Origin of the sequence: Paenibacillus lentus, from assembly GCF_042714055.1 — a bacterium.
Lineage (GTDB): Bacteria > Bacillota > Bacilli > Paenibacillales > Paenibacillaceae > Fontibacillus > Fontibacillus lentus_A.
This window is the reverse complement of record NZ_JBHGVC010000001.1, coordinates 748,691-767,470: the sequence shown is the minus strand read 5'-3', so window position 1 is coordinate 767,470 and position 18,780 is coordinate 748,691. Positions and strand designations below refer to the sequence as shown.

The following is an 18,780-nucleotide window of genomic DNA, read 5'->3' as shown; positions in this document are numbered from 1 at the left end:
AAAAGAAGGAAGGAACATCCATGATACTGGGTGATATCAGAAACCTGGATCAAGAGAAGCATTTATACCCTTCCGCTGTGCGAAGAGGGCTGGATTATATTAAGCTGCATCAGCTAGAGGATGCTCCACCCGGTAAATATGAGCTGGAAAGTGGAAAGATGTTTGCCATTGTCCAGGAATATATCACGCAGCCGATTAGCGGCCAGCAGTACGAATCTCACTACAGTTATATCGACATTCAGTATTTGGTGAGCGGTACGGAACGGATCGGCTGGAAAAGATACAATGACCGCCTCAAGATTAGCTTCAATCGCTTATCCGAGGACGATATACAATTTTATGAAGACAACAGCAGCCTAATGGGGGTAGGACATGGAGAGGGCAGTGACTTGATTATGGAGCCGGGATTGTTCGCTGTGTTCTTCCCAACGGATCTGCATCGCCCCTGCGGTCACGTGCATCAAGAGAGCCGCATTCGCAAGATCGTCATAAAAATTCATCGAAGTCTCGTCGGGTTGTAGTTCAATCCGCTCTTGCAATAACCAAAAATGAACGGCGCTTGCGAAGCCTTGGCTTCGTTTGGCAGTCGTTCATTTTATTTCATAGGCTTCCTAATCCATTCCTTATGATGGCTGTGCCTTTTGTATCTTTTGTACCTTGTAATAATCCTGTACCTCTTGCATAACGAACCCGGCATTCTCATAAAGCTTGCGAGCATTCGGGTTATCCAGCGCCACCTCCAGCCAGATGTCATGACCGAGTTGTCGCTCTCTATCAATGACTTGCCGCAGGGTGCTTGCGCCGATTCCCTGACCGCGATAAGCGGCAAAGATGGCAAATCCATAAATCCAGCTCTCCCCTTGCAGGCGAGACACTCTGATTTTACCCGCGGGAAGCCCGTCACGCTCAATAATGTCATAGGAGGACTGATGCTCCTCCGTAATTTCATCAAGTAAACGAGCGGCATCCTCTGGCTGCAAGCCAAATCCTTCAACATCCAGACGGATCAGTGTCTCTCTGTCGGCCACCGAGCCGGACGCCTGCCGCAATGTCACAGGATTACTGCTGCTGTGCTTGTCTGCCGTAAGATGGTCTATGGATGAATCGTACTTCATCTGGTATTCCGTGAAAGCGTAGGAGCAGGGCATGGTTTTAAGAAATTGTACGCCGCTGTCAGAGGCCGCAGGCGTGTTCAGCAATATTTCTTCGCAGTCCTTCAATTTATCGCTTTTCAGCGTTTGAGAAAGAAGGGAGGTAAAGTGGCCTTGCCTTCTGTAATCGGGGTGCACCATGCCGCACAGCTCTATTTTCCCGCCAAAATCGTAGACGCCCAGAAAGGCAATCAGCTTTCCGTCCCTATGAATAAAAGCGTCCTGCGGATCGCTCTCCTTTCGGCTGCGCAAGGTGTCCCAGTTCAGCTTTAGGGAGAATCCGCCAAGCTCCTCACAAAGGCGCTGCAGTTCGGCGACATCTTCCCATTTTCTATTATTTATCATCTTTGTTTCACCATCCAGAGAAATTAATATGTACGCCCTAACTTGACAAGTCTATTACAGCGAGTTAGCTTTGTAAATATTATACTATAGTGTTTGGAAGGTCGGAAGTCAGTTAAGCTAGGGAGGCGTTTAGATGAATGGAATGAACCGATCCGACGATAAGAATCAAGTTATCGAGATGCACGATGTATCATGGCGTCGAGATGGGAAAATTGTGCTTGAGGGGATAGATTGGCAGGTGGCGGAGGGAGAAAATTGGGCTTTGTTCGGGTTGAACGGCTCTGGCAAGACAACCCTGTTGAACATGATCAATGGTTATATCTGGCCTACAACAGGCACCATTTCCGTCCTCGGGCATAAATATGGTGAAGTGGACGTTAGGGAAATGCGTAAATCGATCGGCTGGGTAAGCTCATCCTTACAGCAAAGACTGCATGGGAGCGAGAAGGTGCAGGATTTGGTCGTGAGCGGCAAGTTTGCCTCGATCGGTCTTTATGAGAAGCCTGCCAGCGAGGATTTTGATCGAGCCGAAATGCTTATGCATCAGCTAAGATGCGGACACCTGCTGGATCGCACGTATCAGTCCTGCTCCCAGGGCGAGCAGCAGAAGCTGCTGATTGCCCGGGCGTTGATGGCGCAGCCGAAGCTGCTTATTCTGGACGAGGCTGCGAATGGCCTGGATTTCATCTCGAAGGAAGGGCTGCTGGATAGCATTCAGGAGCTGGCGCTGGAGCCGGAAGCTCCTCATATGATTTATGTGACCCACCATACTGAAGAAATCGTACCTGTCTTTGCGAAGACGCTGCTTCTTCGGCGCGGCGAAGTATTTATGCAGGGAAACACCTCAGATATGTTTAGTGGAGAAATCCTTTCCGATTTCTTTGAAATGCCGGTGGATGTAAGCTGGAGAAATGAACGTGCCTGGTTATCCAAAAAATAAAAAATAACAGTAATATTTCCGTTTATATGTTACCTTTTGCATTGTGCTGCGTATTACAAAGAAACGGCGCCGAGTTACCCGGCGAGCGATATACACATGTGGAGGGGATCTTAAATGGAAGCAGTACCTAACAATAAACCGAGGAAAAATACGGGATACCGGGGAGTAATCGCTGTCGTTGTGATCGTGTTACTGGCCTTCGTCGGCATGAATAGCGTGACACAGGTGCAATATGGCCATGTTGGATTGTATAAAACATTCGGGAAGCTGAACGATAATATTTTGGCACCCGGCATTCATTTGAAGATTCCTTTTATTCAGACCGTGATTCAAGTAAACACCCAGGTAACTAAAACGGAGACCGATACGACCGCGTCCTCCAAAGATCTGCAGCCTGTATCCACTCATGTCGTCGTTAACTATTCCGTGAATAAAGAGTCGGCCTACAATTTGATGAACAACGTCGGCGGGGCGTATGATTCGGTTATTATTAATCCAGCGGTGCAAGAAGTCGTGAAGGAAGTTACCGCGCGTTATCCCGCTGAGGATTTGATTGCAAAGCGTGACGTCGTAGCTGGGGAAATCAGTGAGCATTTGACGACAAGAATGGCGAAATATGATTTGATCGTAAATGAAATCAACATCGTTAATTTCAAATTCTCCGAAGCGTTTGATACCTCAATCGAAGCGAAGCAGGTAGCACAACAGCAGGCGCTGAAAGCAGAGAATGATTTGAAGCGGATCGAAATTGAAGCGAAGCAAAAAATCGCACAGGCTCAAGCTGAGGCAGAGTCCCTGAAGCTGAAGAAGCAGGAGGTTACACCAGAGCTCGTGCAATTGAAGCAAATCGAAGTGCAGGAGAAGGCGCTGGAAAAATGGGACGGACGTCTTCCGTCCGTGACTGGTGGAGCAACTCCGTTCATCGACATTCAGTCTTTTACGAATCAACAGCAATAAATAGCAATAAATAGGAATGACAATGCGTTACTAAACCGTCAAGCTTCGGCTTGGCGGTTTTTCTTGCTGGATGAAGGCGGCGGGTTTGATTGACGGGCCGCCATGTCGAAACGTAGCGAAAAACAATAAAAAATGTATTGCCAGATTGCTAGATTTCTTATATCCTCCGTAATAGGTCTAAAGAATGATATTACATTATGCGGGGGAAAGTTAGATGAACAGTCACAGCAGCAACAGCAGAAAGTTTTGGCTTCCAGTCGTTATAGTATTTCTATCAGTTATTATGCTTAGTTCTTTCGCTAGCGCGAGCAGTGGCGGCATCGTGCGAAGCGATGCAGTGATGAGTTATGAGAAGATGACCTCGTACATTGCCGAGCTGGCGGAACTTTATCCGGAAATCATAGAATATCAGTCTATTGGCAAGACGCCTTATGGCCGAGAGATTTGGGCGGTGAAACTGGGCCAGGGCGAAGCAACCATTTTTATTAACGGATCGCATCATGCTAGGGAATGGCTGACCACGACGTTAAATATGCAAATGATCGGGCATTATGCCCAGGCGTACCGGGCAGGCACGACCATCGAGGGGTACAATGTCAGGAAAGTGCTCAATGAAACGACAATCTGGTTCGTGCCCATGGTTAATCCGGACGGAGTTACGCTTCAGCAGTCTGGCCTCAAGGCTTTTCCAGAGAAATCAAGGCATGCTCTGCTTCAAATGAATAAGGGCAGCAAAGACTTTAAACGCTGGAAAGCCAATGCGCAGGGCATAGATTTGAACCGCCAATATCCTGCGGGATGGAATACGATACATAATAATGCATCAGGGCCGAACTGGATGAACTACAAAGGGACAAAGCCGCTGCAAACGATGGAAAATCAAAGTCTAGTAGATTTTACCTACTCGATCAATCCGGAAATAGCGGTATCCTATCATTCAGCAGGAAGAATTCTATATTGGAACTATATGACGGATCCGGCTAATTTGGCCCGGGATCGAAAGCTCGCCAATACTTTTGCCGCTATGACGGGGTATAGCTTGGTTCAGCCTGCGAGCAACCCTTCCGGGGGAGGATATACAGATTGGTTCATCAGCACATTTGGCCGTCCCGCCTTTACGCCAGAGATCGGAATCAAGACAGGGGAATCGCATTTGCCGCTTTCTGCATTTGCCGAAGAATGGAGGCGCAACAAGGGAGTCGGCCTGTGGCTCGCAGATGAAGGATATCGGCTGTGGCTGAGCAGTAATCGAAACCGGGCGGAGGAGCCTGTGGAAGAGAGCGATTTCGTGATTACAGAGAATCGGGATGTATATAGCGAGCCCCATTTTCTGTCTAAGGTGAAGGGACAAGTAAGTCCACAAACGTTACAAGCAATTGCGAAAGTGGGTCATTGGTACAAGATTCAAGCCAGTGACGGAATGGGCTGGATCTATGAGCCCTATCCGCTGCTCGGTACCGAAACCGAAATTAACGAGAGTCTTGAGCTTAAGCAGGTAACCGTATTTTATGAAAAGCCGTTGGATCGGACGACGGAGCAGGGCAGACTCGCGCCGATGACTGTGCAGGCAAGCAAGAAATGGGGGGATTGGTATTTGGTGTTGACGCCGATCGGAGAATACTGGATTGAATGGGACAACGAATAACGTTGAATTATGCGAAGAAAACAAGGAATGCCTAGGCATTCCTTGTTCTGTTTTTACGGGACTTGATGCTGTTCGCAATCCAGTAAATCGTTGGAATGACAAACTCCGTGAAGAGGAGAAGCGGCGGTAACCCCTGTATAAGCAGATGATTCAATTCGACCTGGGAGCGGACGAGGATCAGCGACAGAATGCAGGAGAATGAGGTGAATGGAAGGGCCAGCGATTTGTGATCCGGTAATTTCAGCAGCAGGGATATGCAATAGACGGCGATAAATACCATAAAAGAGATTTTAATAAAAAGGCTCGTAAGCCACAATACGATCAAGATAGGATCTAAGGTTTCAACGAATGAACCTATCCGCAAGGAGCGAACGAGATCCAGATCGGGATAGGTTAGGTTGGCTGCCAAATCCGGGCCGAGGATCATCAAAACCGGCAGTAAATGGGAAAGTATAATGATAATCGAAGAGATCGCTGTAATCGCAATCGTTTTATATACTTTCTTTGGCGATTTGATATATGGCATGATTAGGAAGAGGAAAGCAAATTCACCGAAGATGCTGCAGCTGCTATATATGCCTATGCCAACATCCCTGAGGTTTAATTGGTTAAAAAAGGCCGGCAACATTTCTATTTGTATCGCTTGTGATACCATAAAAGGGACGGTGATAAAAGCCAGCGTACTAATAAGGAAAATACCTAAAGAGGCTCTGAATATCGTAGTGATCCCTGATCGGACTCCATAATTGACACAGATTCCGAATAGCAGCGCTACTACCCACGACGGTGTTCCGGGCAAGTACACTTGAATGAGAAAGTCTTCGAGCTCTCGAAGGTTGGTCGAGGCAAGCAATAGATTGATTATAGCTACTATACCGATAAAAATCGTATGGGGTACTTTTCCTACAATGCTGCCTCCATATTGAATGATCGATTGATCGGGACGGAACGAGGTGACTTTGTACGCGGGGTAAATCAAAAGGATGCTTAACAATCCTCCTGCCACTACGCTGACGGGTGTGGAAAAATGGCTCTTCCGGATGTACAGGCCCATCATGAAAGCAAGTGTCACCGTAAATATATATAGACTATACATCGCGAATATTTGCAGGTGAGTTACTTTTTGCATATCTGATCCCTCCCGTCATGGATGAACTTCCTTACAGCCATATGCCTAAAAAGTGGTAGAGCCCGTCCAAAGCTACTTCTAGATTAAAGCTGTCCTTTACCAAATATTGAGCTTCCAGTATGATGAGCAAAATACCATTAACGGTTACGAGCCTCCACAGCTTGGTTGTTGTTCCATTATGGCGCTTGCGCCAATCTGCCCATCCGAACCAAGTAATGAGAATAAAAATCAAGGCAATGATCATCATCTGGTATCCCTCGATTCTTCTGTTTTGATCGTTTGATAAGCTTCACCGGTTCGCAGCAGCTTCATATCTACTAAGGATTCAATTTCTAGCTCCTTGGCATAGAACTCATTCCAGTCGGACTTAACTCCTCGCCAGACGGCAGGGTATTTCCAGCTTAAATAATCCTTCAAATGGAACACGTCGGCTCGAGCTTTGCGGGTCGAGTTGATTAATTGCATAATCCGGTCTTGAATTTCCCGACCCAGTGTCTTTTGCAGAAGAATAAGCTGATCTTCGTTTCTAAGATCCAGATTGGAATCGGAGGTTAATACTGATGCGGTACCTTTGGTATGCAATCGAAAATAGGGTACATTATTTTTGATTTTTGCTTTAAACCTCGTATTGACGTGCTGTACATTGAAAGTGATATCCTTACCATCGGTAGGCGATTTTATGCTGATCGTGATATCCCTGATATTGGATTCGACCAATAAGGCGGATCTCATTTCTTTCTTATTTAGTATGGGGCTGATCATCCGCCCCCTTTTTAAAATAGCGGCACCATCAACGCCAAGCCACTTTTCGGTACGTTCTCTTTTGGCCAAAATGGCAGGCTGCTTACTAAAGCTCAGCATAGGTACGAGGATATCCCCGGACTCGTATCTTGCACGGAGAATATCCCTCAGCGTGGTATCAATCGTTTGCTTTTGGTCAACATAAGCTCTTAGTATAACGGGAATAAAACGTTCAAACGTTGTCGGCGTCTCAATGAGATCCAGCACTTTCCCCGGGAATATAAATACGTTGGCACTGATATGGAAGGCGAGATGTCTGCTGATGAAATCGAGCACGGGGTCGATCCCATGCTGCACCAGTTTATGGCCAAGCACAATGATTCGGGTTTGCCCAAAGGTAATATCCCTGGATAGATCGCTCTGAATGTCCTGTAAAGCCTGCGCTAGGTTTTTTCCCGTCTTCGTTACATAGGCAAAAGGATCCTTGTTAGCTTGGCCTGATCCTCCAACATCACCGGGAATCATCCGGTTGGCCAACGGAAAACCGAGCGTTAGCTCAAATTGTCCATTATCGTTCATATCAATCATCATCAGATTGACAAATGCCCGTTCGTTCAGCTCTACGGGTGACCAGCAGCCGCTGATGTTTAAAAGGACGATGGCAGATAGAATGAGAAGAAATGGTCTATTCCTCAGCGTCTTCAAGCTCACTCCTCCTTTTGCTTTTCCCAGCCGCGCGCATTATTCTTCTGGCGCTTCTTGTTATGCGTTGAGAGTATAGGGCGGTTCTGCATCGCCCACCAAGGCGCACGGAATATCGTATCGTTCAAATCCGCTTTGACTAGCGGGGTGAACGGAGACAAGTAAGGCAGCCCGAAAGATTTGAGATTAAGCAAATGAATATAGAGAATGATTAATCCGCAGGTGATTCCGAACAGCCCCAAAATGGAGGCCAAGGCCATAATCGGAAAGCGGAGCAGCCGTATAGACAGCCCAAGATCAAAGTGGGGGATAATAAAAGAGGCAATCCCGGTCAGCGAGACAATGATGACCATGGCTGCCGAGACAATCCCCGCCTGCACCGCTGCGGTGCCGATAATAAGCGCTCCAATAATCGATACAGCCTGGCCGATCGACTTGGGAATGCGTATCGAAGCTTCCCGCAGAGCTTCGAATGCAAGCTCCATGATAAAGGCTTCGACAAAGGCGGGAAAGGGCACGATTTCTCTAGCAGCAGCGATGGTCATTAATAATTTGTAAGGAATCATTTCTGGATGAAAAGTCGTAATTGCAATGTATAAAGATGGCAGCAGCAGGGAGACGATGAGAAACAGGTAGCGAATCCAGCGAATCCACGTTGCCGCGATGTAACGCTGATAATAATCTTCCGCGGTTTGCATCAGCATAGCCAAAGTGACCGGAACCATAATCGCAGAGGGGCTGCCGTCCACGATGATGGCTACACGCCCTTCAAGCAGTGAAGCGCTGACGATGTCGGGCCGCTCTGTGTATTCCACTTGCGGAAAAGGGGAGAAGGGGGAGTCTTCGATCGTTTCCTCTAAGGTCGAGGAGCCTACGATACCGTCGATTTCCAGATAGGAAAGCCTTCTTTTGAGTTCCCGGACAAGCTCAGGTTTGCAGACGCCTTTGATATAAGCAATGATGATTCTTGTATTCGTTTCCGTGCCCATCGTAATTTCTTCTGTCTTAAAATTTTTGCTCTTTAATCTTCTGCGCACCATGGTCATATTCGTGTCGAGACTCTCGATAAAGGCTTCCCTTGGTCCGCGAATAACCGATTCATTCGGGGCTTCTTCGATAGCTCTGGTAGAGAACGAGGAGGCGGAAGGAAAAGTCATCATCCTAGATTCTCCATCAATGATTAACGCTATTCCTGAACTGAGGACGGTAGAAATGGCTTGGTTGACATCTGTGATGATTTGAATCTCGGATACGGATATCGCTTTTTCCTCGAACAGAAAGGGAACCAGATCACCGTCCTTGGATTGGTTATAATTCAGTAGGCCGCGGATGATGACATCTTGTATCGTCGTCTGGTCGGCCATGCCTCTTAGATAAACTAATGTGCAGGCTTTTCCAGTGCCGATTGAAAATTGGCGATATACGACATCAGAGCAATTTTCAAGCTGCTGCTTGATCCAGGGTAAACGCCATTCGAGCTGTTCTTGTTCAGTGATTGGAGGGCGATTGTCAAGGGAAGACGGGCTGTTGGCGGATGACGCATTTTTCGATTTTTGAATATTTGCCGTATTTTTAGGCGGTTTGCGTAATATTCTTCTCCACAATGGCATCTCGCTTACTCCTCCTTTCGAATCTGCAGGTAATATAAACATTTACTTAACCCTGATTTTTTATTCCAGAATAGCCTGTTATTATAATTAGAGAAGAAAGCGGCAAGAATGCATGACAGATTTAATGGAAAGTCATGAATGATATAAAAAAGGAGCGGTTATGATGGAGAATTCAGCAGGGCAAAAAATTACGACCTTCCTAATGTTCAGCGGACAGGCCGAGGAGGCAATCAACCATTACATTTCCTTATTCGAGCAATCCGAAATCAAGAGCATATTCCATAATGACCAGGGAGGCGTGCTCCATGCGGTGTTTACCTTGAAGGGGCAGACGTTTATGGCGATCGACAGCATCGTAAAGCATGATTTCACCATGACTCCGGCAATCTCTCTTTTCGTTGAATGCGAAACGGAGGATGAGATTGAAAGGTTGTATGAGCAGCTGTCTGCAGGCGGAAAAATACTTATGCCGTTGGCCGCTTCTCCTGTTGCGGTGAAATTTGGCTGGGTCGAGGATAAATACGGGGTATCCTGGCAGCTGAATCTGCCGAAGGGGCAAACTTAAAATGACGATGTAAGGGACGGGGCAGAATCAAGTATTCGCATCGTCCCTTTTTTATTGCTGATGAGCACACTATTTTTACAACCGGACATTGTTCGCAAGAGCATTTTCCATTAAAGTAAGGATAGCTGGCAGCAGCAATGTCATCTCATCTGGAGGCTGTATATGCGGATGTCGTATAAACAAATCAAATGGCTGATTCTTATTATTCCTACTATAACAATTGGACTGTGGGAGTATATTCGCCATGAATATTTACTTTCCTATATCTCGATGGAGCTTGGAAATTGGCTAACTCCAGTCATCGTATTTTTGGTGTCCATTCTTTTGTTGACCCAGCTATTTAGAAAAATGGAGCTTATTCAGAAGGAATTAAATGAAGCTAAAGCGCTTAAAGCGGCATTGGAGGAGCGTGAAAGATTAGCTAGGGAGATCCATGACGGCATAGCCCAGTCTTTGTTCCTTCTGAATACGCAGGTGAATAAAATAGAGAAGGCGCAGGTTACCGACAAAATCACGTTCGAGAAATTGAAAAAAAATATTTATCGCATGAATACCGATGTAAGACAAGCGATCGCGAATTTGCGTTATCCAGCGACTCCCGATTCCATATCCTGGATGCAAGGCATCAGCAGCCTGATGGAGGAGCTCAAGAGGGAGTCCGATTTGAAGTTCCAACTTAGCTGGGATATCCCGGAGGAGCAGCTTTCGGTACGGGACAAGATCGAGCTGCTTGCGCTGATTCGCGAGTCGCTCTTTAACATTCGCAAGCATGCGAATGCGACCGAGGTTCGAATTGAAGGCCATTTTGCGGGCGAGGGGTGGCAATGTCTCATCATGGATAATGGAGTTGGATTTGATCGTAAGGAACAATTCAGCAGTGACCGATATGGAATTAAAATGATGCAGGATCGTGCGGCAATCATGAATTGGTATTTCGATATTGAAAGAGTCGCCATGCAAACGATCGTTATGATTCGCAAGGAGAAAACCATGTAAAGCGTGGAATTATCCCAATTTCTTCAGCTACAATACGAAAATGACCTACAGTATTTAGAATTATCGTTGCGAATGATAATTATTATCAATTATACTTAGGAGACAGTTAAAGTATGGGTAGTCCGAAGAGAGGGAATAAAGCGGTGAACATAAATGATCAAAGATGGCTTTGGACTTTGGTTTATGTTTTTATAATGACATTTATTCCCTCGACAAACAGCTCGACTTCATCGTGGATAGCTTGCTGAAAACGGTAAAGTAAAGCATCTATTATAATCTTACGAAATATGAATGGCTGATTTGCCCGCGTTTCATGCAGAAAGGTGTATGCTATGAACTCTATCTCTATAGGAATAACACGAGGTGCTCATTCTTTCCATATTCCTGTGCATATGACCAGATTGGAAGATAACGTGGACGTGGCCCTAATCCATGCAGAAATGGCGTTCCTCCCTAGCATTCTCGTTATTACTGGTGGAAAAGGAAGGCTCAGGCTGAATGAACGGCAGTATACAGTATCACGGGGAAGTGTTGTATTTGCGCACTTTCCCGTAGTGCTGGACATTGACGCGGAATCACTGCGCCAATTACAAGGAATTCTAATTACATACCGCAGTGTAACTCCAGATGGCTCAGAGCCATGGATTATGAAGCATGATGAACCCCTTCAGAATTGTGCGCCGAGTATTCTCGGGTTAGCAATAGAGCTTGAGAATGTCTGGAAACAGCCAAGGAGAAGGGAGCCGTTCCGCGCTCAACAGTTGTTTACTCAGCTTCTAGCAGCTCTATATGACGAATTGTCAGTCACTTTTCATACGGCAAACGATTGGATAGAACAAGTTCTTGATTATATGGAGAGACACTATTATGAAGATCTGACACGTGAAAAAATAGCTGGACAGGCGGGGATAAGCCCGGAGCATTTCTCGCGTGTGTTTCGCAAGCATACGGGACATACCTTTAGTGCTTATCTGACCCTGCTGCGTATTCGCGCTGCTCAGCAGCGGCTGCTATCATGCACGCCAAAGCTAGATAGTCTCGCACATGAAGTTGGGTATAGGGAAGGAACATATTTAAGCCGCAAGTTCAAACAGTTGGTTGGTTTGTCCCCGACTGCTTATCAGCGTAAGCATAAACGTTTCGTTGCGCTAAACGCAAATCATACGGCCTGTCTGCTAGTCCTGGGACACACGCCGGAGCTGGGCGTATATACGGATTGGCTGGAGAGTGTCAACGACGTTAGTGAAAAGCACAAGATAGATGTCTATGGGAAATCGCTTTCTTCGCTCTATGAAACCGTCGCGATTGCTCAGCCTGACGTTATTATCAATTATGAGGCAGCACGGTTAAATAAAAATCTGCTTTCGCTAGCCCCTGTTTTGGGGTTGCCCTTTACAAATATGAACTGGCGCGAGCAATTCAGCCTTATTGCCGACATTGCCAATCGGTCTAAGGTAGCAGAGAAGTGGCTTGCCGATTATGATGAGCAAATATATTCATTGAATCAACAGCTTGACCGAATATGTCCAGCTCGAGGAACAGCGATCGTATGGGAAATCGGGGAGAACTCAGCATACTGTTATAACAGCAGCTATGGTAGAGGCTGCCAAATTTTGTATGGAGATATCCGTTTTTATCCTCCTATACAATTGATCGAGCAAGGGATTGATAGCCTGGGCTATATTGAAGCAGAGATTGAGGAGATACCTTCTTATGCTGCTGATTATATTTTCATTACCGCGATGCCGACCTATTCTAAAGCCAAAAAGCGCATGAGCAGGCTGTTTACATCAGAGAAGTGGCGCAATCTGGAGGCTGTTAAAAATAAGCGTGTGTACCTGATCGATAAGTCAGAAATGTTCTTCGGTTATGATCCGTTATCGACCCAGGCCCAGCTCCGAGAGTTAATGAGAGTCCTATTATCACAAAAGTGAATGCTTGCAGATCATGATAGTGCATTGTATTTTAGAGCGCTACATTGTAAAGTTTCACTGAGAATGATAATCATTAACATACTAGGGGGATAAAAATTGCATTCACAACATTACTACAACTACAAAAGGTTAGGCATCGTTGCTCCTTTATTACTGCTTCTTACTCTAATTGTATCAGCTTGCGGCACGTCTGGATCAAGCAAGAACTCGAATCAAAGTCAAAATAACCATCAAAATGAGCCGCAGAATGAGACGAGAACAATTACAACCATAAATGGAGACGTTGAAATTCCCGTTCATCCACAGCGTATTGTCGCTGATCAATATTTAGGCAGTTTTATTGCACTTGATATTATTCCTGTAGGAGTTCCTTCGTTATATTGGAATAATCCTTATGTCGTCGATTCTCTAGATAGCGTAGAGGATCTTGGAGACTTGACTAGTTCGTTAGAGAAGATGGTTGACCTTAAGCCGGATCTGATCGTGAGCGGTTTAAAAGCTGACGACAACCGGTACGAACAGCTATCCAAAATCGCACCTACGGTAAATATTCCTTTTGGAGAGCTGAAGAATGCGCATGAAGAGTTGACCTACTTCGGCAAGCTGCTTGGTAAAGAAAAGGAAGCAGAAGCCTGGCTGGCTAATTACGATCGCCGTATTACAGCTGCAAGGGAAAGTGTAGAAAAAGTAGTGCCTGCCGGGTCGACATTTTCGATTATTGAGGTGTATGGCAAGTCGATTTATGTATACGGAGATAACTTTGGAAGAGGCGGACAGGCCGTGTATCAAGCATTGGGCCTCAAGCCACCGGCCTCGATCGCAGAGGAAATTCTAGAGAAGCAGTGGGTGGAACTGTCGAAGGAGGTATTGCCGCAATATGCCGGAGACTATATCATCTTGACGACGAATGACCGCACTCTGGAGGATATTCAAGCCGACCCGATCTGGTCTACGCTGGATGCGGTCAAAAATAATCGCGTATATGTCTGGAAAGAAGAGCGTTCCTGGTACTTCGATCCGATTGCCGTTCTATCGCAAACCGAGGAGCTTGCCGCTTGGCTAACTGGACAATAGCCGTCGAATAGGATGGAGTAGAACGATGATATGAAATTAAATGATCATATTCTGTTGTGGAATCATGTGTTTATTAAGGTGATGGATGTCCGCCATACGGTGATGGAAAAGGGAGACGAAGTGCAGTCCTATCAGCTGCCCGCCAGTACATTCCTTTTTACAGTGCGCGGCAGTGCCCGTGTGAGGCTGGATAACAGCCTGCATCTAGCACAACGTTTTCATTTGTTTCATGGCGGGAAAGGGATGAACCTGAATATTCTGGCTGAGGATGAGCTGGAATATTATATGATTTTGTACACGGCCATACTATCCCTGCCCTGCCGTCAGGAGATCGTACAGCTGATTGAGGAAGAAAATCCGTTCCAATATCAATATGCCTTTGCTCCAAGCTATCCGTTAATCCTTTTCGAAACAATCGAAAGGCTGGATAGAGACTGGCGTTCGTCTACAGCATTGGGAAAATTACAGGTAAAAGCGCTATTCTATCAATTCGTCTATGAGCTGCTGCGGCAATTGCATCATCAGGAGATTGAACCGATCAAGCCTGATCGAGCCGCATTGGCTGCTCGTTATATCCGCGAGAATTTTCAAGAGCCGCTTACACTGGATTCCATTGCGCAAACACTGGAATGCAGCTCAGCGCATCTGTCCAGGCTGTTCAAGAGCCGTATGAAGACAAGTCCGATTCATTACCTTGGACAGGTACGGGCGGACAGAACGATGGAGCTGTTAATGCGGACAGACGCAAATTTACAGGAAATTGCCGAACGCGTTGGATTTCCGGACGCTCATTCGCTAAGCCGTAGCTTCAAGAAATATACGGGAATATCTCCTGCACGCTTTAGAAAGAAGCAGCTGCGCAATAGCAGCTGGCAAGATCGCCATCGGGAATTGCCCTTATCGATGCAAAGAAATGCCCTTTTGCAAAATAATTCAGACCTTTATACTGATATTGAGAATCATTTTCAATATCAAATGGGGAGAGAATTATTTATGCAAAAAAGAACTAGAATCGCGGCTATAACCATGTTGATGTGTTTGTCCTTATTGGTGGCAGCTTGCTCAAGCCCGGCAGGTACTAATGGCAATTCGCAAGCTCCGGCGAATAACGTAGAAACGCAAGCAAATTCCGGTAATTCCAATGGAGGACAGGAAACAATGGCGCAAGCCAAGACGAGAATCGTATCGACTCTGAAAGGCGATGTGGAAGTTCCGGCAGAGCCTCAGCGGGTGGCATCTGATCAATATATGGGGCCATTACTAAAGCTCGGGATTATTCCTGTAGGTGTGAGAGACGGGATGCTAGACGAAGCCTGGATCGAGAAAGCGGGTATTTCTGAGGATATCTTGGCGAATATCGAAAGCTTAGGCGCATTTCCGATGAATCCGGAAAAATTGATTCTTTTGGAGCCGGATTTAATTATAGGTTCCATAGAAGACAATATCGAGCAATATGAAAAAGTCGGAACTACCGTATTTTTGCCGTACTGGGAAGGTGAATCTACGACAGGGCCGATTGAGAAGTTCAGAAGAATCAGTGAAATCTTCGGCAAGCAGCAGGAAGCGGAGCAGTGGATTACAGAGTATGAGCAGAAAGTGGAAGAGGCTAGGAAGCAAATTGATGGCATCATCAAAGACGGCGAGACGGTCTCTATAGTTCAAGTAGGTTCAAAAGCAATATTTGTGCTTGCTGCAAAGGGTGGAAATTATGGCAGCGGGACGATTTACGAAATGCTGCAATTGCCGCCTACAGAGAAGGCAGCGCAAATGACCAATGGATTTGAGAATGTTTCTTTGGAAGTATTGCCAGAGTATCTCGGTGATCACGTGTTTGTCTATGTAAATTCCAAAGAGGACGCGGAGGAAGTATTAAATAGTGCCGTATGGAAAGGCAGTCCCGCTGTGAAGAAGGGTCAGGTTTATATGTATGGCGAGTTTGACGATGAATTTGTGATGGAAGACCCGTATTCGCTGGAGCTTCAGCTTGAAACTATCGTAAATATTTTATTGGAAAATAGATAGTAGCAAGGTAAGAAGACCGTAGGCGAAGCTTGCCTACGGTTTTTTTAGATGTATGTAAATAGAGGAGGAGTTTCATGCTTCGTCGTTTTTTCGCTTATTACCGTCCGTATAAGGCTTTATTTATTCTTGATTTTACATGCGCGATTATTGCCGCCTTACTGGAGCTGGCCTTTCCAGTCGCCGTCAATCGGGTGGTAGACGATCTGCTGCCGAGCGGTCAGTGGAAATGGATCCTATATGCCTGCCTTGGCTTGCTGGGCATCTACGTGATTAGCGCAGCCTTGCATTATGTAGTGACCTACTGGGGACATAAATTGGGGATCAATATCGAATCGGACATGCGCAAGAAGCTGTTTGACCGGGTACAGAAGCTGTCGTTTCGGTTTTTCGACAATAACAAGACAGGGCATCTCGTATCCCGAATGACGAATGACTTGATGGATATTGGCGAGATTGCCCATCACGGCCCGGAGGATTTATTCATTGCTATCATGACGCTGAGCGGCGCATTCGGAATTATGCTCGGAATTAACTGGCAGTTAGCAGTGCTGACGTTCATTATCGTGCCGCTTATGATTTATTTATCTCTGTATTTCAGCCGTAAAATGTCGGCGGCATTCAAACGCATGTTCTCAGACATTGCCGATTATAACGCACGAGTGGAGAACAATATCAGTGGAATCCGTGTTGTTCAAGCGTTTGCTAACGAGAAGCATGAAATCGCCCGTTTCGCGGAGAACAACAACCGTTTTCGGCTGACGAAGCTGATCGCTTACCGGATTATGGCCTGGAACTCATCGCTCAGCTTTATTTTGATGAAATTTGTATCTTTGTTTGTACTTGTGTCCGGGACATGGTTTGTTATTCAGAATCGAATGACTTATGGGGAGTTTATCGCTTTTGTCATGCTGTCCAACGTGTTTTTGGGGCCGATCAAACAAATCAATTCCGTGATCGAGACGTATCCCAAAGGAATTGCCGGGTTCAAGAGATATCTAGAGCTGCTGGAAATGGAGCCGGATGTGGACGATGCGCCTGATGCCCGGCATGTGCAGCAGGTACGGGGGGATATTCATTTTAATGACGTTACCTTTGGCTATGAGGACAAGGAGAAGGTGCTTCAGCAAATCAATTTATCGATTAACGCTGGGGAGACGGTAGCCCTCGTTGGTCCGTCCGGTGCGGGTAAGACGACGTTATGCTCGCTGCTTCCGCGCTTTTACGATGTCGACGAAGGCTCAATTACGATTGATGGTCTCGATATCCGCAAAATGACGTTGGAATCCCTGCGTTCACACATCGGTATTGTGCAGCAGGACGTATTTCTGTTTGACGGCAGTATCCGGGAGAACATCGCTTATGGCAAGCTGGACGCATCGGAAGAGGAGATTTGGCAAGCGGCCAGAAGGGCACAGCTGGAGGAGCTCATTCACTCCCAGCCAGAGGGACTCGATACGTTAATCGGTGAGCGGGGCGTGAAGCTGTCGGGTGGCCAAAAACAGCGGCTGTCCATCGCGCGAATGTTCTTGAAAAATCCGCCGATTCTCATCTTAGACGAGGCAACATCGGCACTCGACACCGAGACGGAAGCGGCTATTCAGCTGGCGCTCACGGAGCTGTCAGAGGGTCGTACGACGCTTGTCATTGCACACCGGCTTGCGACGATCAAGAATGCAGATCGTATTATCGTCGTTGCGGAGCAGGGAATTGCCGAGCAGGGCAAACATGAAGAACTGATTGCTGCCGAAGGGGTGTACAGCCGCTTGCATCGGGCGCAGTTCGGAGCCTGACTTCGGAAATACAGATACGATTTTAACGATATAATTTATAGAAATTGGGAGGATCACGATGAACGAACAATTGGAACTATATGATGTGACGATTATTGGCGGGGGCCCAGCAGGGTTATACACAGCTTTCTATAGTGGAATGCGGGAATTGAAGACGAAAATTATTGAAGCCCAGGATCAATTGGGTGGGCGGATGCTGGCGTATCCTGAGAAAATTATATGGGATGTCGGCGGTGTGACGCCGATTCGCTGCGAGAAGCTGATTGAGCAGTTGATTGAGCAAGCGAATACGTTTGAGCCGACGATTGTGCTCGGGGAACATATTACGAAGTATGAACGGCTCGAGGACGGAACATTTATTCTGACCGCTGCCAGTGGCGAGCAGCATCATACGAGAACTGTGATTATGGCCATCGGCTACGGCATTCGCAAAATGGCGAAGCTGGAAATCGAAGGAGCAGATCGCTATGAGGTAACAAATCTGCATTACACGGTGCAGGAGATGGAGGCGTTCCGCGGAAAACGAGTGCTGATCTCCGGGGGCGGTGATTCAGCGGTGGACTGGGCGAACGAACTGGAGCCCATTGCGGCGAGTGTAACGGTCGTGCATCGACGCGACAGCTTCGGCGGACATGAGAGAAATGTATCTAGAATGAAGGAGTCCTCGGTTCAGGTGCGGACGCCATACCAAATTGATGCACTCCATAGCAGCGACGGGACTACCATCGAGAGGGTGACGATTGCTCATGTGGAATCACAGAATCAAGAGCAGATCGAAGTCGATGCGGTCATCGTGAATCATGGGATGAAGAGCGACTTTGGCCCGATACGCGATTGGGGTCTGGATATGGGAGAGTGGCATGCACATGTAAATGAGCGGATGGCAACGAACATTCCTGGTATTTTTGGCGCGGGCGATTTCGTGTCTTATGGCAGCAAAGTCTACCTTATAGCCGGAACGTTCACGGACGCTGTGCTTGCGCTCAACAGCGCTAAGCTGTATTTGGATCCAGAAGCGTATGAAGTAGCGTACGTATCTTCCCATAATGATCGGTTTAAGGAGAAAAATCGGGCGTTGGGCCTTGCTGCGGATGAATAAAACAATCTATTCAGCAGTGTATTCTCCAGTGGCGGGCTAATTGTATAAAAACATCGTATTTCCTTGACGATATTTATCTT

The 18,780-nt window shown here is 46.6% G+C and carries 16 protein-coding genes; 11 read left to right on the top strand and 5 right to left on the bottom strand.

Annotation, left to right across the window (positions count from 1 at the left end):
* The first annotated feature begins 20 nt into the window (after positions 1–20).
* Positions 21–521, top strand: coding sequence for a NanQ anomerase/TabA/YiaL family protein (locus tag ACE3MQ_RS03355; protein WP_379390577.1), 501 nt, complete (start codon positions 21–23; stop codon positions 519–521).
* A 102-nt stretch (positions 522–623) separates the two neighbouring features.
* Here the strand turns inward: ACE3MQ_RS03355 and ACE3MQ_RS03350 are convergent, their stop codons facing one another.
* Positions 624–1,496, bottom strand: coding sequence for a GNAT family N-acetyltransferase (locus ACE3MQ_RS03350; RefSeq protein ID WP_379390575.1), 873 nt, complete (start codon positions 1,494–1,496; stop codon positions 624–626).
* Positions 1,497–1,629: 133 nt separating this feature from the next.
* Between ACE3MQ_RS03350 and ACE3MQ_RS03345 the strand changes: the two genes are divergently transcribed.
* The 3 genes from ACE3MQ_RS03345 to ACE3MQ_RS03335 all read left to right on the top strand — a co-directional run bounded on the left by ACE3MQ_RS03345 (position 1,630) and on the right by ACE3MQ_RS03335 (position 5,038).
* The gene (locus tag ACE3MQ_RS03345) at positions 1,630–2,436 is read left to right on the top strand and encodes an ABC transporter ATP-binding protein (protein WP_379390573.1); all 807 of its coding nucleotides are present in this window, start codon (positions 1,630–1,632) and stop codon (positions 2,434–2,436) included.
* A 114-nt stretch (positions 2,437–2,550) separates the two neighbouring features.
* Positions 2,551–3,393 (top strand): prohibitin family protein, encoded by an 843-nt coding sequence (locus ACE3MQ_RS03340; protein ID WP_379390571.1) that lies wholly within the window; start codon positions 2,551–2,553, stop codon positions 3,391–3,393.
* A gap of 214 nt (positions 3,394–3,607) precedes the next feature.
* Positions 3,608–5,038, top strand: coding sequence for a M14 family zinc carboxypeptidase (locus tag ACE3MQ_RS03335; protein ID WP_379390569.1), 1,431 nt, complete (start codon positions 3,608–3,610; stop codon positions 5,036–5,038).
* 31 nt (positions 5,039–5,069) lie between these two features.
* On the opposite strand, the gene ACE3MQ_RS03330 is transcribed toward ACE3MQ_RS03335, so the two are convergent.
* From ACE3MQ_RS03330 to ACE3MQ_RS03315, 4 genes are read right to left on the bottom strand one after another with little or no spacing between them, the layout of a single operon-like run.
* Positions 5,070–6,167: a GerAB/ArcD/ProY family transporter gene (locus tag ACE3MQ_RS03330; RefSeq protein ID WP_379390567.1), complete on the bottom strand. Its 1,098-nt coding sequence runs from the start codon at positions 6,165–6,167 to the stop codon at positions 5,070–5,072.
* 31 nt (positions 6,168–6,198) lie between these two features.
* Positions 6,199–6,414 carry a hypothetical protein gene (locus ACE3MQ_RS03325; RefSeq protein WP_379390565.1) on the bottom strand — a complete coding sequence of 72 codons (216 nt, stop codon included), beginning with the start codon at positions 6,412–6,414 and terminating at the stop codon, positions 6,199–6,201.
* The gene (locus ACE3MQ_RS03320; RefSeq protein ID WP_379390563.1) at positions 6,411–7,613 is read right to left on the bottom strand and encodes a Ger(x)C family spore germination protein; all 1,203 of its coding nucleotides are present in this window, start codon (positions 7,611–7,613) and stop codon (positions 6,411–6,413) included. The genes ACE3MQ_RS03325 and ACE3MQ_RS03320 overlap by 4 nt, the downstream gene beginning before the upstream one ends.
* 2 nt (positions 7,614–7,615) lie before the next feature.
* Entirely contained in the window at positions 7,616–9,220 is a 1,605-nt protein-coding gene (locus ACE3MQ_RS03315) for a spore germination protein (RefSeq protein ID WP_379390561.1), read from the bottom strand.
* 163 nt (positions 9,221–9,383) lie between these two features.
* Here ACE3MQ_RS03315 and ACE3MQ_RS03310 point away from each other — a divergent pair, with 163 nt between their 5' ends.
* The 7 genes from ACE3MQ_RS03310 to ACE3MQ_RS03280 all read left to right on the top strand — a co-directional run bounded on the left by ACE3MQ_RS03310 (position 9,384) and on the right by ACE3MQ_RS03280 (position 18,700).
* Positions 9,384–9,785 carry a VOC family protein gene (locus ACE3MQ_RS03310; protein WP_379390559.1) on the top strand — a complete coding sequence of 134 codons (402 nt, stop codon included), beginning with the start codon at positions 9,384–9,386 and terminating at the stop codon, positions 9,783–9,785.
* A 168-nt stretch (positions 9,786–9,953) separates the two neighbouring features.
* On the top strand, positions 9,954–10,781 hold the full coding sequence (locus ACE3MQ_RS03305) for a sensor histidine kinase (protein ID WP_379390557.1): 828 nt from the start codon (positions 9,954–9,956) through the stop codon (positions 10,779–10,781).
* Between the two features lie 413 nt (positions 10,782–11,194).
* Complete coding sequence (locus tag ACE3MQ_RS03300) at positions 11,195–12,715, top strand: ABC transporter substrate-binding protein (protein ID WP_379390555.1); 1,521 nt, start codon at positions 11,195–11,197, stop codon at positions 12,713–12,715.
* 96 nt (positions 12,716–12,811) lie between these two features.
* On the top strand, positions 12,812–13,789 hold the full coding sequence (locus tag ACE3MQ_RS03295; RefSeq protein ID WP_379390553.1) for an iron-hydroxamate ABC transporter substrate-binding protein: 978 nt from the start codon (positions 12,812–12,814) through the stop codon (positions 13,787–13,789).
* 30 nt (positions 13,790–13,819) lie between these two features.
* Positions 13,820–15,811, top strand: coding sequence for an AraC family transcriptional regulator (locus ACE3MQ_RS03290; RefSeq protein WP_379390551.1), 1,992 nt, complete (start codon positions 13,820–13,822; stop codon positions 15,809–15,811).
* Positions 15,812–15,885: 74 nt separating this feature from the next.
* The gene (locus tag ACE3MQ_RS03285) at positions 15,886–17,601 is read left to right on the top strand and encodes an ABC transporter ATP-binding protein (RefSeq protein WP_379390549.1); all 1,716 of its coding nucleotides are present in this window, start codon (positions 15,886–15,888) and stop codon (positions 17,599–17,601) included.
* Between the two features lie 58 nt (positions 17,602–17,659).
* Positions 17,660–18,700, top strand: a complete 1,041-nt coding sequence (locus ACE3MQ_RS03280; protein ID WP_379390546.1) for an NAD(P)/FAD-dependent oxidoreductase — start codon at positions 17,660–17,662, stop codon at positions 18,698–18,700.
* Positions 18,701–18,780 lie beyond the last annotated feature (80 nt).